The 15,607-nt window shown below is 72.5% G+C and carries 13 protein-coding genes and 2 tRNA genes; 11 read left to right on the plus strand and 4 right to left on the minus strand.

Annotation, left to right across the window (positions count from 1 at the left end; all coding sequences use genetic code 11):
- Positions 1-6: 6 nt before the first annotated feature.
- Both ACSUPT_RS20060 and ACSUPT_RS20065 read left to right on the plus strand, forming a co-directional pair.
- Positions 7-687, plus strand: a complete 681-nt coding sequence (locus ACSUPT_RS20060) for an AIM24 family protein (protein WP_351965737.1) — start codon at positions 7-9, stop codon at positions 685-687.
- 22 nt (positions 688-709) lie between these two features.
- Entirely contained in the window at positions 710-1,465 is a 756-nt protein-coding gene (locus ACSUPT_RS20065; RefSeq protein WP_351965738.1) for an AIM24 family protein, read from the plus strand.
- A 109-nt stretch (positions 1,466-1,574) separates the two neighbouring features.
- Here the strand turns inward: ACSUPT_RS20065 and ACSUPT_RS20070 are convergent, their stop codons facing one another.
- Together ACSUPT_RS20070 and ACSUPT_RS20075 are read right to left on the minus strand one after the other, a co-directional pair.
- Positions 1,575-2,093 carry an NUDIX hydrolase gene (locus ACSUPT_RS20070; RefSeq protein WP_361656669.1) on the minus strand — a complete coding sequence of 173 codons (519 nt, stop codon included), beginning with the start codon at positions 2,091-2,093 and terminating at the stop codon, positions 1,575-1,577.
- Positions 2,090-3,496 carry a zinc-dependent metalloprotease gene (locus ACSUPT_RS20075; RefSeq protein ID WP_436945166.1) on the minus strand — a complete coding sequence of 469 codons (1,407 nt, stop codon included), beginning with the start codon at positions 3,494-3,496 and terminating at the stop codon, positions 2,090-2,092. The genes ACSUPT_RS20070 and ACSUPT_RS20075 overlap by 4 nt, the downstream gene beginning before the upstream one ends.
- Before the next feature lie 190 nt (positions 3,497-3,686).
- Between ACSUPT_RS20075 and ACSUPT_RS20080 the strand changes: the two genes are divergently transcribed.
- The 4 genes from ACSUPT_RS20080 (at position 3,687) to ACSUPT_RS20095 (ending at position 6,986) form a co-directional block, all read left to right on the plus strand.
- A complete protein-coding gene (locus ACSUPT_RS20080) occupies positions 3,687-4,796 on the plus strand; it encodes an SDR family oxidoreductase (RefSeq protein WP_351965741.1) in 1,110 nt (369 codons plus the stop codon).
- Positions 4,797-5,087: 291 nt separating this feature from the next.
- Positions 5,088-5,549, plus strand: coding sequence for a molybdenum cofactor biosynthesis protein MoaE (locus ACSUPT_RS20085; RefSeq protein WP_351965742.1), 462 nt, complete (start codon positions 5,088-5,090; stop codon positions 5,547-5,549).
- Between the two features lie 116 nt (positions 5,550-5,665).
- The gene (locus tag ACSUPT_RS20090) at positions 5,666-5,836 is read left to right on the plus strand and encodes a hypothetical protein (protein ID WP_351965743.1); all 171 of its coding nucleotides are present in this window, start codon (positions 5,666-5,668) and stop codon (positions 5,834-5,836) included.
- Positions 5,837-5,897: 61 nt separating this feature from the next.
- On the plus strand, positions 5,898-6,986 hold the full coding sequence (locus ACSUPT_RS20095) for a YlbL family protein (protein ID WP_399216859.1): 1,089 nt from the start codon (positions 5,898-5,900) through the stop codon (positions 6,984-6,986).
- A 204-nt stretch (positions 6,987-7,190) separates the two neighbouring features.
- On the opposite strand, the gene ACSUPT_RS20100 is transcribed toward ACSUPT_RS20095, so the two are convergent.
- Positions 7,191-7,748, minus strand: coding sequence for a PPA1309 family protein (locus ACSUPT_RS20100; protein WP_351965745.1), 558 nt, complete (start codon positions 7,746-7,748; stop codon positions 7,191-7,193).
- Positions 7,749-7,901: 153 nt separating this feature from the next.
- Between ACSUPT_RS20100 and ACSUPT_RS20105 the strand changes: the two genes are divergently transcribed.
- From ACSUPT_RS20105 to ACSUPT_RS20120, 4 genes are all read left to right on the plus strand, one after another.
- Positions 7,902-10,910 carry a UPF0182 family membrane protein gene (locus ACSUPT_RS20105; protein ID WP_351965755.1) on the plus strand — a complete coding sequence of 1,003 codons (3,009 nt, stop codon included), beginning with the start codon at positions 7,902-7,904 and terminating at the stop codon, positions 10,908-10,910.
- A gap of 137 nt (positions 10,911-11,047) precedes the next feature.
- Positions 11,048-11,121: transfer RNA gene (locus ACSUPT_RS20110), tRNA-Met, on the plus strand.
- Positions 11,122-11,330: 209 nt separating this feature from the next.
- Entirely contained in the window at positions 11,331-13,274 is a 1,944-nt protein-coding gene (locus ACSUPT_RS20115) for a tetratricopeptide repeat protein (RefSeq protein WP_365728636.1), read from the plus strand.
- Positions 13,275-13,323: 49 nt separating this feature from the next.
- A tRNA-Met gene (locus ACSUPT_RS20120) sits at positions 13,324-13,397 on the plus strand.
- Positions 13,398-13,560: 163 nt separating this feature from the next.
- Here ACSUPT_RS20120 and ACSUPT_RS20125 read toward each other — a convergent pair.
- The gene (locus ACSUPT_RS20125; RefSeq protein ID WP_351965747.1) at positions 13,561-13,977 is read right to left on the minus strand and encodes a Fur family transcriptional regulator; all 417 of its coding nucleotides are present in this window, start codon (positions 13,975-13,977) and stop codon (positions 13,561-13,563) included.
- Between the two features lie 144 nt (positions 13,978-14,121).
- Between ACSUPT_RS20125 and ACSUPT_RS20130 the strand changes: the two genes are divergently transcribed.
- Positions 14,122-15,573, plus strand: coding sequence for a catalase (locus ACSUPT_RS20130; protein ID WP_361656656.1), 1,452 nt, complete (start codon positions 14,122-14,124; stop codon positions 15,571-15,573).
- The last annotated feature ends 34 nt before the right edge of the window (positions 15,574-15,607 follow it).

Here is a 15,607-nt window from a genome sequence, read left to right on the forward strand (position 1 = left end):
CGAAGAATGAACCAGCAGCTCGCGGGCTACGCCCCCACCGCGGCGGCCGCCCGCATGGAGAACCACGGCAACGCCATGCTGAAGGTCGCCATGGCGACCGGCCAGGACCTGTTCGCCCGCACCGGCTCCGTCGTCGCGTACGAGGGTTTCATCCAGTACGAGCCGAACCCGCCCGCCGTGCGGCAGATCGCCTCCGCGTGGGTCACCGGCGAGGGCGCGCCCCTGATGAAGTGCTCCGGCGACGGACTGCTCTACCTCGCCGACTACGGCGCCGACGTGGTCGTCATCCACCTGGACAACGACGCGCTGTCCGTGAACGGCACCAATGTGCTGGCCTTCGACGCGCACCTGCAGTGGGGCGTCGAGCGGGTCAAGGGCATGGCCAAGTTCGCCGGCCAGGGCCTGTGGAACGTGCAGATCTCCGGCACGGGCTGGGTCGCGCTCACCTCGCGCGGCACCCCGGTCGTCGTCGACTGCGGCCGCGGCGACGACGAGACGTACGTCGACCCCGACGCGCTCGTCGCCTGGTCGCCCGGCCTGAAGGTGAAGGGCAAGCGCAGCTTCAAGGCGTCCTCCCTGATCGGGCGGGGCAGCGGCGAGGCGTACCAGATGGCCTTCTCGGGCCAGGGCATCGTCGTCGTACAGCCGAGCGAGGACAGTACCGACCGCCTGCGGATCCGGCACTGAGCCAGGGGGAGCGAAACAGATCATGCAGAGCCCGCTTTTCAGCCACACCGAACAGCAGAGCCAGGACCGGTACACCGTGCAGAACCCGCAGCTGCTGCGGGTCGCCCTCACCGGACACGACGACGTCCTCGCCCGCAAGGGCGCCATGGTGGCCTACCAGGGCCTGATGGACTTCGACGGCGAGTACCAGAACCAGAACCAAGCCACCGCCCGGGCCCGCACCGGCGAGGGCCTGGACCTGATGCGCTGCTCCGGGCAGGGCACCGTCTACCTCGCCAACCTGGCGCAGCACATCCACGTCGTGGACGTCGACCAGGACGGCCTGACCGTGGACAGCGCCTATGTGCTGGCGCTCGACTCGACGCTGCACACCGAGGTCATCGCCGTGGACAGCCAGTACGGCATCTCCGGCTCCGGGAAGTACCAGCTGAACATCTCCGGCCGCGGCCAGGTCGCCCTCATGACGTCCGGGCAGCCGCTGATGCTCCAGGTCACCCCGGAGAAGTACGTCAACGTCGACGCGGACGCCATCGTCGCCTGGTCGTCGGCGCTGCGGGTCCAGATGCAGGCCCAGACGCACTCGTCGAACATCCGCAGGCGCCGCGGCAACACGGGCGAGGGCTGGGAGCTGAACTTCCTCGGCCACGGCTTCGCGCTCGTCCAGCCCAGCGAGGTCATGCCGCCGCAGAACGCGCAGATCGGCCAGGGCGTCGCCGCGCAGTTCGGCGTCGGCCAGCACGGCGCCCACGGCCAGAACCAGAACAACGCCTGGAACTGACCGAAGCCGGCAGATGTAAGGGGCGGCCTCCAGGGAGGCCGCCCCTTACGTACGTCCGGCGGGCGGGCCCGGGCGCACCGGGAACGGCCCGAGCGGCCGGACGCTTCCGCTACAGGCGCGCCCGCGCCCGCTCCACCAGCCGGACCACCGACGCGTCGGCGACCGAGCCCACCTCGTCGTACGGGAACCAGCGCAGGTCCAGCGACTCGTCGCTGATCGCCTCCACCGCGCCGGGCGGAGCCACCGCCGCGTACTGCACGTCCAGGTGCCAGGCGCACGGCGTCGCGTGCCGGTCCAGCCGCACCGGGCCGCCGGGCAGCAGCGCCAGACCGGGGACACCGGACTCCTCGGTGGCCTCGCGCAGCGCCGCCTCGGCCATCGTGCGGTCCTGCGGCTCGCAGTGGCCGCCCATCTGGAGCCACATGCGCAGCTTCCGGTGCAGGGTCAGCAGCACCCGCCCGCGCTCCGGGTCCACGACGAGCGCGCTCGCCGTCAGATGCCCGGCCGCGCAGGGCTTCCACATCGCGTCGTCGCCGTGCTCCGCGAGATGGTCCAGATACAGGTCGCGCAGCTCCGCCTGGTCCTCGTACCCCTTCAGGACGAGGACCGCGTCGTCGTAGAGGCTCACTCGCCGCTGCCGCCGTCCTTGCCGCCCCGGCCGCCCTCGCCGTCCTCGTCGGGTCGGGGGGCGGCCTCGCCGAGCATCTTGTCCAGCTCGGAGAAGTCCAGGTGCTCCCGGTGCACGAAGCCGTCCGGGTCGTCCAGGTCCGTGGCGGTCGGCAGCATGTCGGGGTGCGCCCACAGGGCGTCCCGGCCGTCCATGCCGCGCGCGTCGGTCAGCGACGCCCACAGCCGTGAGGCGTCCCGCAGGCGGCGCGGACGCAGCTGCAGCCCGATCAGCGTCGCGAAGGTCTGCTCGGCGGGGCCGCCCGAGGCCCGGCGGCGGCGCAGCGTCTCCCGCAGCGCGTCCGCCGACGACAGCCGGGAGCCGGCCGCGGCGTGGACCACCGCGTCCACCCAGCCCTCGACCAGCGCGAGCGCCGTCTCCAGACGGGCCAGGGCCGCCTTCTGCTCGGCCGTGTCCTCCGGCTGGAACATGCCCTGCTGCAGCGCCTCCTGGAGCTGCTCCGGGTTCGACGGGTCGAGCTGCGCGACCGCGTCCTCCAGCTTCGACGTGTCGACCTTGATCCCGCGCGCGTACCCCTCGACCGCGCCGAACAGATGCGAGCGCAGCCACGGCACATGGGCGAAAAGCCGCTGGTGGGCGGCCTCGCGCAGGGCCAGGTACAGCCGCACCTCGTCCAGCGGGACGCTCAGGTCGCGGCCGAACGCCGTCACGTTCAGCGGGAGCAGCGCGGCCTTCCCGGACGGGCCGAGCGGCAGGCCGATGTCGGTGGAACCGACCACCTCGCCGGCGAGCACGCCCACCGCCTGGCCGATCTGCTGGCCGAACATGGCGCCGCCCATGGAGCGCATCATGCCGATCAGCGGGCCCGCCATGGCCTGCATCTCCTGCGGCAGCACATCGCCCATGGCCGTGCCGACACGCTCGGCGACCGGGTCGACCAGCTGCTGCCAGGCGGGCAGCGTCGCCTCGACCCACTCCGCGCGCGACCACGCGACGGCGGTGGCCGACCCGGACGGCAGGGAGGTCACCCCGTCCAGCCACAGGTCGGCGAGGCGCACGGCCTCCTCGACGGCCTTCCGCTCGGCGGGGCCCACACTGGCGTCCTTGGTGCCGTCGGGGGTGCCCTGCGCCACGGCCTGGCGGGCGATCTGCTTGGCCATGTCCCAGTTCACGGGGCCGCCCTCGTAGCTGAGCATCTGGCCCAGCTGCTGGAAGGCCGCGCCCAGGTCCGCCGGGTTGAAGGACCCGAACATCGCGGCGAACGGGTTGTCCCCGCCGCCCTGGCCTCCGGGCAGCCCGCCGAACCCGAAGGGGTTGGCACCACCCTCGGGCTTCTTCTTGCCCTCGTCGCCGTCGTCCGGCTCCTCCGGCGGAAGGCCGAATCCGAATGGGGTGTCGCTCACGGGTTTCCTCGGCTCGTAGGGCCGCCGGCCTTGTGCCGACGGCGGTGGCCCGACATCACACCCAGCGTAGACATCCCCGCCGGGTGTGGGGCTCGGTGCTCCGTCCGGGCACCGCCTGCGGCAGGATGGACGCACCTGGTACGTGCGCGTTGTCCGCGTACGTACTGAAGACAACCGCTGGAGACGCCTGGTGAGTTCCCCAGATCCGCAGGTTCGCGCAGCGCGAAACCGCTCAACCCCGTCCGGCGCCCGGGGCCCCGTGGTCGCGGTCACCGGCGCCGCTTCCGGCGTCGGCGAACTGCTGACCCGGCGCCTCGCCGCGTCCGAGGAGATCAGGCAGGTCGTCGCCATCGACGAGCGGCGCGGCGACGTCTCCGAGGCCCTGTGGCACATCCTCGACGTGCGGGACCCGGCCATCGCCGAGAAGCTGCGCGGCGCCGACGTCGTCGTGCACCTGGCGCTCGACCTCGACCTGGAGACCGACCCGGCCGCACGCACCGCGTACAACGTGCGGGGTACGCAGACGGTGCTCACGGCCGCCGCGGCGGCGGGGGTCCGCCGCGTCGTGCTGTGCACCTCCGCCATGGTGTACGGCGCCCTGCCCGACAACGACATCCCGCTCTCCGAGGACGCCGAGCTGCGGGCCACCGCCGAGGCGACCGGCGTCGGCGACCTGCTGGAGATCGAGCGCCTCGCGCGCCGGGCGCCCCGCGCGCACCCGGGGCTCAACATCACGGTCGTGCGCCCCGCCATCCTCGTCGGCGGCACCGACACGGCCCTGACCCGCTACTTCGAGTCGCCCCGGCTGCTGGTCGTCGCCGGATCGCGGCCCGCCTGGCAGTTCTGCCACGTCGAGGACCTGGTCAGCGCGCTGGAGTACGCGGCGCTGGAGAAGGTCGACGGGGAGTTCGCGGTCGGCTGCGACGGCTGGCTGGAGCAGGAGGAGGTCGAGGAGCTCAGCGGCATCCGGCGCATGGAGCTGCCCTCGGCGGTCGCCCTGGGCGCGGCGGCCCGGCTGCACCGCATCGGCCTGACCCCGTCGCCCGCCGGGGACCTCGCGTACACGATGCACCCGTGGGTGGTGAGCGTCGGCCGGCTGCACGACGCGGGCTGGCGGCCGGCCTGGACCAACGAGGAGGTGCTGGCCGCCCTGCTGGAGGAGGTCGCCGGACGGCACACCGTCGCGGGCCGCCGGCTGGGCCGCAAGGACGCCACGGCTGCGGGCGCGGCGGGCGCCACGGTGGCGCTGCTCGGCACGGCCGCGCTGGTACGCCGGGCGAGGCGCCGCAGGGGCCTGTGACCCCCCGCCCCGGACCTCGCCGCCCCGGACCGGCGCCTGCCCGGACCTCGCCGCCCCGGACCGGACCGGCCCGGACCGGTCGCCGCCGCAGCGCGTGCCCGGTGTTGTGCCAGACCGACCCCCGCCCCCGACCGGCCGCCGCGGCGACCGGTCGGGGGCGGGCACGGGGTCGCCGTACGCGGGCGGCCGGCCGTCGCGGGCGCCGGCCTGTAGGAGGCTCCAAGGCGGGGGCCGTGTCCGCCGGGTGAACGGGCAATTCCGTGCGGCGGGGGCGTGCGGCACGATGGGGGCATGGCTGCCCTCTACGACCACCCCGGCGAGCTCGCCGCCGACGAGCCGATCCGGCTGCTGGCGATCCGCGACACGCCGCTCTCCCTCGACGAGGTGTTCCGGGCCGTCGGCGACGACGCCGCCGGAGGCACCGCGCTGTTCGTCGGGACCGTCCGCAACCACGACGGCGGCGCCGACGTGGACGCCCTCGGCTACTCCAGCCACCCCACCGCCGAGGCGGAACTGCGGCGCGTGGCGGAGAAGGTCGTCGCGGACTTCCCCGTACGCGCCCTCGCCGCCGTCCACCGGGTGGGCGACCTCGCCGTGGGGGACGTCGCGGTCGTCGTCGCCGTGTCGTGCCCGCACCGCGCCGAGGCGTTCGCCGCGTGCCGGAAGCTGATCGACGACCTCAAGCACGAGGTGCCCATCTGGAAGCACCAGCGCTTCTCCGACGGCACCGAGGAGTGGGTCGGCTCCTGCTGACCCTCCCGTCCCGCCGACCGCCCCGATTTGCGTAACCGCCTCCCCGGCAGCAGCGTTGAGACGACAGCTGGTTAATCTGCTGATCAGCCAGTCGCTTTCACTACGGGGAGGTTGTGATGGCAGCACTCGCCTGGTTGCTGATTCCGCTGTCCGCTGCCGTCGGCGCCGCGATATGGGGCGGCTGGGCCGCGCGGAGCCGTACCACCGAGGACATAGCCGAGCTGGACGGCTACGCGCGTTTCCGCGACGCGATGGACCGGGCCCACGCCCGCCGCGAATCCGTCTGACGATCACCCCGGACGGCGGCCCCGAGGGTGCACGGACGGACCGGTCCCGTACTGTCGTTCCATGCCACGCCGCACCGCGACGCTGCTCGCCGCCACCCTCTCCCTCATCGCGCTGCTCTGCGCGGGAGTGCTCATCCCGGTGCCCTATTCCGAGATGAGCCCCGGGCCGACGGTCAACACGCTCGGCGACTCGGGCGGCGAGCCCGTGCTGCGGATCTCCGGCCACGAGACGTACCCGACGTCCGGCCATCTCAACATGACCACCGTCAGGGTCACCGGTGCGGAGTACCGGATGAACATCGTCGAGGCGGTCGCCGGCTGGCTCGCCCACGACCGCGTCGTCGTCCCGCACGACACGCTCTACCCGGACGGCAAGACCGAGGAGCAGTCCACGCAGGAGAACGCCGAGGAGTTCAGCCAGTCGCAGGAGAGCGCCCGGGTGGCCGCCCTGCGGCAGCTGCGCCTCCCCGTGGCGAGCCGCGTGATCGTCTCCTCCGTCCAGAAGGACAGCCCCGCGGAGGGCCGGCTGCACGCCGGTGACGTGATCAAGGCGGTCGACGGCGTGCCCGTCCGGGAGCCCAAGGACGTGGCGGGCGTCGTCACCAAGCGGAAGCCGGGCGCGCCCGTGGAATTCACCATCGTCCCCGCCAAGGACGCCGCCGCGGCGGAGAAGGCCGGCCGGGAGCCGACCACCACCGAGGAGATCACCGTCAGGACCAAGCGGGCCGGCGACGCGAACCGCGCGATCGTCGGCATCCAGGCCGGCACGGACCACACGTTCCCGTTCCAGATCGACATCAAGCTCGACGACGTCGGCGGGCCGAGCGCCGGGCTGATGTTCGCCCTCGGCATCGTGGACAAGCTGACGCCCGGCCCGATGACGGGCGGCCGCTTCGTCGCCGGCACGGGCACCATCGACGAGAACGGCAAGGTCGGCCCGATCGGCGGCATCCAGATGAAGCTGGTGGGCGCGCGCCAGGCCGGGGCCTCGTACTTCCTGACCCCCGCCGCCAACTGCCCGACGGCCGCGGCGGACACCCCCGACGGGCTGACGCTGATCAAGGTCGACACGATCGCGGACGCGGTGACGTCGCTGGAGAAGGTCAGCAAGGGCGACACGGCCGGCCTCCCCAGCTGCTCCCGGGGCTGAGCCCCGCGGCCCGTACGGAAACACGGCAGCGGCCCCCCCGGACGCCGGCATGCCCGCGGCGCCCGTACGGAAGCACGGCGGCGGACCCCGGACGCCGGCACGGCAGCGGCCCCCGCACGCCGGCACGCCCGCGGCCGCCGTACGGCAGCGCGGCCCCGCACCGGGGCCGCCCCGCCGCCCGTCAGACCCGAAGCCTCCGCTCCGTCAGGCCTCGAACGTCGCGGAGAGGGCCTCCGCGAGCCCCGGCACCAGGTCGGAGCCGGTCAGGACCTCCGTCGGGGAGTCCTTCGCCCGCAGCCGGATCGCCGACTCGCGCGCGCCGTCCCGCAGCACGGCGACGGTCATCCGCACCTCCTGCCGGTCCGGGTGCGCGGCGACCCACCGGGCGAGCCCGGCCTCGTCCAGGCCGTCGGGCACCGAGCCCTCGGCGGACGGCGGGAGCATCAGCCGTTCCACGGTCAGGGCGCAGCCGGTGACCGCGTCGGGCCAGGCGACCGTGGCGAGGAACTCGTCCAGCGGGGCGCCGGACGGCAGCTCGTCCTGCTCGATCGGGGTCAGGGGGGCGGCCGCCTCGTCGGAGTCGAGCCCCAGCTGGGCGGCCAGCTCCGGCTCGTCGGCGCGCAGCCGCGCCGTGTCGACCAGGGCGAACAGGCGGGCCGGCTGGTCCCAGCCGAGCCCCGAGGCGTACTCGTCGATTTCGAGGACCGCGCGGGTGAGCGGACTGGCGGCCATCGGAGGGCCGGAGGGGGAAACATTGGACATGGTCAATATCCTGCCTCTTCTCGACCCGGAGACGGGAACCAGGTAAAGCCTTAGTAAGTTGCATCAGTGGGGCCCCGCGCACATCGGGGGCCACCGCACCACACAGGCAGCACACACGTTTCCGAACTCGAGGGGCGCACGTTGGCTTTCCAGATGCCGGACCGCGGCGGAGGCCCGACCGGGCCACGGATCAGAGTCGGCCGGCCGTCCCGGCGGGCCCGCACCCTGCTCATGACGCTGGGGGTGCTGGCCGTCCTGGCCATGCTCTTCGTCATGTTCGCCGGGTTCTGGACGGACTGGCTCTGGTACAGGTCCGTCGAGTACTCGTCGGTGTTCACCACCACGCTGTGGACCAAGGTCGGCATGTTCGCCGTCTTCGGTCTGCTGATGGGCCTGGCCGTCGGGCTGAACATCTGGCTCGCCCACCGGCTGCGCCCCCCGCTGAGCGCGATGTCGCTGGAGCAGCAGAGCCTCGACCGGTACCGCATGGGCGTGGCCCCGTACAAGAAGTGGGTGCTCCTCGCGATCACGGCGCTGGTCGGCCTGATCGCCGGGGCGTCCGCCTCGGGGCAGTGGCGCACCTGGCTGATGTGGATCAACGGGGTCGCCTTCGGCGAGAAGGACCCGCAGTTCGGGATGGACGTCTCGTTCTACGCGTTCGACCTGCCCTGGTACCGCTTCCTCCTCGGCTTCGGCTTCGCGGCCACGGTGCTGTCGCTGATCGCGGCGGCGCTCACCCACTACCTGTACGGCGGGCTGCGGATCACCAGCCCGGGCGCGCGCGCCACGGCCGCGGCCACCGGCCACCTGTCGGTGCTGCTCGGCGTGTTCGTGTCGCTGAAGGCGATCGCGTACTGGCTCGACCGGTACGGCCTCGCGGTGAAGTCCAGCGACTTCAAGGCGGCGGGCAACTGGACGGGCCTGCGGTTCGTCGACGCCAACGCCTATCTGCCGGCGAAGACGATCCTCTTCTGCATCGCGGTCATCTGCGCGCTGCTGTTCTTCGCGACGCTGTGGCGCCGCACCTGGCAGCTGCCGGTGATCGGCTTCGGCCTGATGGTCCTCTCGGCGATCCTGATCGGCGGGCTGTACCCGGCGATCGTGCAGAAGTTCCAGGTCCAGCCGAACGAGCAGGCCAAGGAAGCGCCGTACATCAAGAAGAACATCGAGGCCACGCGCAAGGCGTACGCCATCGACGGGACCGTCCCGGAGAACTACTCGGGCAAGGCGACCGTCAAGTCGAAGGACCAGCTGCGCAAGGACTCCGACGCGGCGGCCAGCTACCGGCTCGTGGACCCGAACATCGTGTCGCCCACGTTCCAGCAGCTGGAGCAGAAGCGGAAGTACTACCAGTTCCCCGTCACGCTCGACGTCGACCGGTACCAGGGCAAGGACACCGTCATCGGCCTGCGCGAGCTGAACATCAAGGGCATCCCGAAGCGGAACTGGATCAACGACCACTTCACCTACACCCACGGCTTCGGCGCGATCATGGCCACGGGCACGGCGACGGACTCGACGGGCGCCCCGATCTTCACCGAGAGCGGCCTGCCGACCACCGGCCAGATGCCCAAGTACGAGCAGCGGATCTACTACGGCGAGAAGACCGAGCAGTACTCGATCGTCGGCGGCCCGCAGAAGGAGCTCGACTACGAGGCGAACGGCGAGCGGACCACCAGCTACCGCGGCGACAGCGGCGTGAGCCTGTCCAACGCCTTCAACCGCGCCGCGTACGCCGTGGCGTTCAGCGAGCCGCAGATCCTGTACTCGGGGGCCATCGGCGACGGTTCGCGGATCCTCTACAACCGCACGCCGAAGCAGCGCGTCGAGGCGGTCGCCCCGTGGCTGACCATCGACGGCGACGCCTACCCGGCGGTCGTGGGCGGCCGCATCCAGTGGATCGTCGACGCCTACACCACGACGAACGGCTACCCGTACGCCTCCCGCACCACCCTCGGTGACAGCACCGCGGACTCGCTGACCGCCGGCAACCAGACCCGCACGGTCGTCGCCCAGCAGAACCAGGTCAACTACATCCGCAACTCGGTGAAGGCCACCGTCGACGCGTACGACGGCACGGTGAAGCTGTACCAGTGGGACACCAAGGACCCGGTCCTCAAGACCTGGATGAAGGCGTTCCCCGGCACGGTCGAGCCCAAGAGCGCCATCAGCGACGAGCTGAAGTCCCACCTGCGCTACCCGCAGGACATGTTCAAGGTCCAGCGCGAGCTGCTGACCCGCTACCACGTGCGCGACGCCGCCCAGTTCTACAGCGGCTCCGACGCGTGGCAGGTGCCCGCGGACCCGACGAAGAAGGACGGCAACGCGGTCCCGCCGTACTACCTGAGCATGAAGATGCCCGGGGACACCCAGCAGCGGTTCTCGCTGACGACGACGTTCACGCCCAACGGGCGCCCCAACCTGGGGGCGTTCATGGCCGTCGACGCCGACGCGACCAGCAAAGACTACGGCCGCATAAGGCTGCTGAGGGTCACCTCCGAGGTGCCGGGGCCCGCCCAGGTGCAGAGCAAGCTCAACAGCCTCCCGGACGTGGCGACGTTCGTCCGCGACATGAAGGGCGCCGACTCGGAGATCGAGTACGGCAATCTGCTCACCGTGCCGATGGACGGCGGCTTCCTGTACGTGGAACCGGTCTACGCCCAGGGCCGCAGCGCGCTCTACCCGCTGCTGAAGAAGGTCGCCGTGTCGTACATCGACGCGAGCAAGCCCGAGGGCGACGCCACGAAGGACACGACGCGGTTCGAGAACAGCCTCGCGGAGGCGCTCAACGCGGTGTTCGGCGTGGAGGGCGAGACGCCCACGACCCCGCCGTCGGACACTCCGCAGCAGCCGAGGCCCCCGGTCACCGGCGAGGCGGCGCTCAAGCAGGCCATCGCGGACGCCCAGAAGGCGTTCGACGACGGTGAGGCGGCGCTGAAGAAGGGCGACTGGGAGGCGTACGGCAAGGCGCAGGCGGAGCTCGCGAAGGCGCTCCAGCGGGCCGCCGAGGCCGACGCCGAGCGCAAGGCGCCGGCCCAGACGCCCGCTCCGGGCGGCACACCGGCGCCCGGCCGGACACCGGCCGCGGGCCAGACGCCCGCCCCGGACCAGAAGCCGGCGCCGACACCGTCCGCGCCGGCCGCCGGGGGCGGCACGGGCTGACCGGCCGACCGCCCGCGGATCCCCGCCGGGGTCACCCGTACGAGGGTCGCCCCGGCCGGGGTCACCCCCGCGAGGGTCATCCCGACGGGGGGCCGCGGAGCTCCTCCCGCACCGTGATACAGTGGACAACACAACGGCGCGGGGTGGAGCAGCTCGGTAGCTCGCTGGGCTCATAACCCAGAGGTCGCAGGTTCAAATCCTGTCCCCGCTACTGAAACCAGGGCCCGGATCTCCTTCATGGAGATCCGGGCCCTGGTCATGTGCCGGGCCGTCCGCCCACGGTCCCAAAGTCGTGTCCGGGGCGCGGAGTTGACGCGCGACGTGTTTGACTTGTCTCTCTGTGGGCATGTCGACAAAACGCTGAAGTGACCTCACTGGCTGCGGTATACCAGGTGTACGCGGGTTGCGGGTGGTGCAACGATGGAATGCATGGGGGACAGGGCGACGCTGTTGGAGACTGGGCGGTTCGAGCGACAGCACGCCGGAGGGGCCGCGGAGGCGATCGACCACGCCGACGCCGCACCGGACACCACGGGGGGATGGAACGCCGCCGCGATGGACGCCGCGATGGACTTCGCGGAGGCCGCCGCCGACACCGTCGAGACCGAAGCGCGGCACCGCAGCGCGGCCGACGACGGGGACACCGCGTCGATGAGCGTCCTCGGCGCCATGCTGCTGCGCCGCGGCGACCTGGACGGCGCCGAGCCCTATCTGCGTGCCGCCACAGCGGCCGGCGACCGGGCCGCCGCCAACAACCTGGGCGTCCTCCTGCACCAGCGGGGCTACCCCGACGAGGCCGCCGGCTGGTGGCGGGTCGCCGCCGTCGCGGGATCGGCCGCCGCCGCCCACGCGCTGGGCCGCCACCACCGCGAGCGCGGCGACGAGCCGGCCGCCGAGTACTGGCTGCGCCAGTCCGCCGAACAGGGCCACGCCCTGGGCGCGTACGCCCTCGCCGACCTGATGGAGCACCGGGGCGACAGCGGCGCCGAGCGCTGGCTGCGGGTCGCCGCCGAGCAGGGCCACCGCGAGGCCGCGTACCGCCTCGCCCGCGCCCTGGAGCGCCGCTCCGCCAGGAAGGAGCCGGTGGACACCCTCACCGGGGTCGCCATCACCGGCGACGCCCCGCCGCCGGACGCCGCGGGCGACGGCGACGACACGGACGACAGCGTCGAGCAGTGGTACCGGCAGGCCGCCGCGCGCGGCCACCGCCGGGCCGCCCTCCACCTGGGCGCCATCCTGGAGAAGCGCGGCGAGGTCAAGGAGGCCGGCCGCTGGTACCTGATGGCCGCCAAGGACGGCGAGCCGCGCGCCGCCTGTGCCCTCGGCTTCCTGCTGCGCGACGCGGGCGACGAGGAGAGCGCCGCCGTGTGGTGGCTGCGCGCCGCCCAGGACGGCGACGGCAACGCCGCCAACGCGCTCGGCGCCCTGCACGCCGCGCGCGGCGAGTACCAGACCGCCGAGCGCTGGTACCGGGCCGCGACCGACGCCGGGGACGTCAACGGCGCCTACAACCTGGGCCTGCTGTTCGCCGCGCAGGGCCGCACCGCCCAGGCCGAGCAGTGGTACCGCCGCGCCGCGTACGCCGGCCACCGCGAGGCGGCCAACGCCCTGGCGATCCTCCTGCTCCAGGCGGGCGACCCGCACGGGGCGGAGCCCTGGTTCTCCAAGGCCGCCGAGGCGGGCAGCGTCGACGCCGCGTTCAACCTCGGCATCCTCTACGCGGGCCGCGACGACGACCGCACCGCCCTGAGCTGGTACGAGCGGGCCGCCGCGGCCGGACACACGGAGGCCGCCCTCCAGGTCGGCATGGCCCGGCTCCGCGACGGCGACGAGCAGGAGGCCGAGCGCCACCTGCGGTGCGCGGCGTCCAGCGGCAGCGCGGAGGCGGCCTTCCGGCTGGCCACCGTCCTCGACGCGCGCCAGCCGCCACCCGAGCCGCACACGCTCGGGCAGCCGCAGCTGCCGAAGACCGAGTGCGAGGAGTGGTACGAGCGCGCCGCCGAGCAGGGCCACCGCCGCGCCCAGGTGCGGGTCGGCATGCTCGCCGCCGCGCGGGGCGACGTGGCCGAGGCCGCGCGCTGGTACCGGGAGGCCGCCGAGGCGGGCAGCCGCAACGGCGCGTTCAACCTGGGCCTGCTGCTCGCCCGCGACGGCAACGAGCGGGAGGCCGCCCTGTGGTGGAGCCGCGCCGCACGGGCCGGGCACGGGCGGGCCGCGCTGCGCCTGGCGCTGCTGGCCGCCCGGCGCGGTGAGCTGGCCGAGGGGCGGCGCTGGTGCGCCCGCGCCGTGGAGCTCGGCCCGGCGGAGGTCGCCGAGCGGGCCGCCCGGCTGAGCGAGGCGCTGCACCAGGAGCTGACCGCGTAGTGGGGAATTTGCGCTGGTCCACGGCGTCCCGTAAGGTGGTGTTCACCGACGCGGGGTGGAGCAGCTCGGTAGCTCGCTGGGCTCATAACCCAGAGGTCGCAGGTTCAAATCCTGTCCCCGCTACTGAAACCGAAGGCCGGATCTCATCGAGATCCGGCCTTCGGTGTGTTCCCCGCCCGTTTCGCCCCGGTCCGCCTGTTCCCGCCGCCGGAGCCGTGGCCGGTGGCGCGCGTGCGAAAGCCCCCGGCGCCGGGGCGGCGGCCGGGGGCTTTTTGTCACATCGCGGTCAGGCGCCCGCGCAGTCCGGGCAGAGGCCGCGGTACGTGACCTCCACATCGGAGATCGTGAAGCCGAAGCGCTCCGAGTCCGGCAGGTCCGACAGGGGGTTGCCCGTCGGGTGGACGTCGCGGATCGCGCCGCAGCGGCCGCACACCAGGTGGTGGTGCGGCCGGTGGGCGTTCGGGTCGTACCGCTTGGCGCGGCGGTCCGTGGACACCTCGAGGATCTCGCCCAGGCTGACCAGCTCGCCGAGCGTGTTGTACACGGTCGCGCGGGAGATCTCGGGCAGTCGCTCGGCCGCGCGCGCGTGGACCTCGTCGGCGGTCAGGTGGACATGGTCTCCGTCCAGGACCTCTGCCACGACGCGGCGCTGCGCGGTCATCCGCCAGCCGCGGCCGCGCAGGCGTTCCAACAGGTCACTCATGCGTTTCAGCCTAACAGGCGGGGGACTCCAGTCCCGAACGGGTGTGGCTTTGGATGCGGGCTTGACTTAGACAATGTCCATTGTAGGATCGAGAACGGCTTTGGCCAAGGGACAGGATTTGTTGCCGCTACGCAGGAGGCGCACGTGACGCAGGGACCGCTCACCACGGAGGCCGGGGCGCCGGTCGCCGACAACCAGAACAGCGAGACCGCGGGCATCGGCGGCCCGGTTCTGGTCCAGGACCAGCTCCTGCTGGAGAAGCTCGCGCACTTCAACCGCGAGCGCATCCCGGAGCGGGTCGTCCACGCGCGCGGGGCGGGCGCCTACGGCACGTTCACCGTGACCGCCGACGTGACCCCGTACACGCGGGCCGCCTTCCTCTCCGAGATCGGCAAGGAGACCGAGGTCTTCTTGCGCTTCTCGACCGTCGCGGGCAACCTCGGCGCGGCGGACGCGGTGCGCGACCCGCGCGGCTTCGCGGTGAAGTTCTACACCGAGGAGGGCAACTACGACCTCGTCGGGAACAACACCCCGGTCTTCTTCATCAAGGACGCCATCAAGTTCCCCGACTTCATCCACACCCAGAAGCGCGACCCGTACACGGGCTCGCAGGAGGCGGACAACGTCTGGGACTTCTGGAGCCTGTCGCCGGAGTCCACGCACCAGGTGACCTGGCTGTTCGGCGACCGGGGGATCCCGGCCAGCTACCGCCACATGGACGGCTTCGGCTCCCACACCTTCCAGTGGAACAACGAGGCCGGCGAGGTCTTCTGGGTCAAGTACCACTTCAAGACCGACCAGGGCATCAAGAACCTCACGCAGGCCGAGGCCAACAAGCTCGCCGGTGAGGACCCGGACTCCCACCAGCGCGACTTGCGCCAGGCGATCGAGCGCGGCGAGTACCCGACGTGGACGGTGGGCGTGCAGATCATGCCGGCCGCCGAGGCGGCGACGTACCGCTTCAACCCGTTCGACCTCACCAAGGTGTGGCCGCACGCGGACTACCCGGTCCAGTGGTTCGGCAAGCTGGAGCTCAACCGGAACCCGGAGAACATCTTCGCCGAGGTCGAGCAGTCGATCTTCTCCCCGGCGCACTTCGTGCCCGGCATCGGCCCCTCGCCCGACAAGATGCTCCAGGGCCGCCTCTTCGCGTACGGCGACGCCCACCGCTACCGCGTCGGCATCAACGCCGACCACCTGCCGGTGAACCGCCCGCACGCCACCGAGGCGCGCACCCACAGCCGGGACGGCTACCTGTACGACGGCCGCCACAAGGGCGCCAAGAACTACGAGCCCAACAGCTTCGGCGGCCCGCACCAGACCGACCGCCCGCTGTGGCAGCCGGTCCCGGTGACCGGGGTGACCGGCGACCACGCGGCGCCCGTCCACGCCGAGGACAACGACTTCGTCCAGGCCGGCAACCTCTACCGGCTGATGACGGAGGACGAGAAGAACCGCCTGATCGAGAACCTGGCCGGCTCGATCTCCCAGGTGTCGCGCGAGGACATCGTCGACCGCGCGATCAACAACTTCCGTCAGGCCGACGGAGACTTCGGCAAGCGGCTGGAGGCCGCGGTCCAGGCCCTGCGCGGCTGACAGCACTGGACCGCTTGTCGTTGGGCCGAGGGCC

The sequence above is a fragment of the Streptomyces sp. SudanB25_2051 genome (assembly GCF_964272635.1).
Taxonomy (GTDB): domain Bacteria; phylum Actinomycetota; class Actinomycetes; order Streptomycetales; family Streptomycetaceae; genus Streptomyces.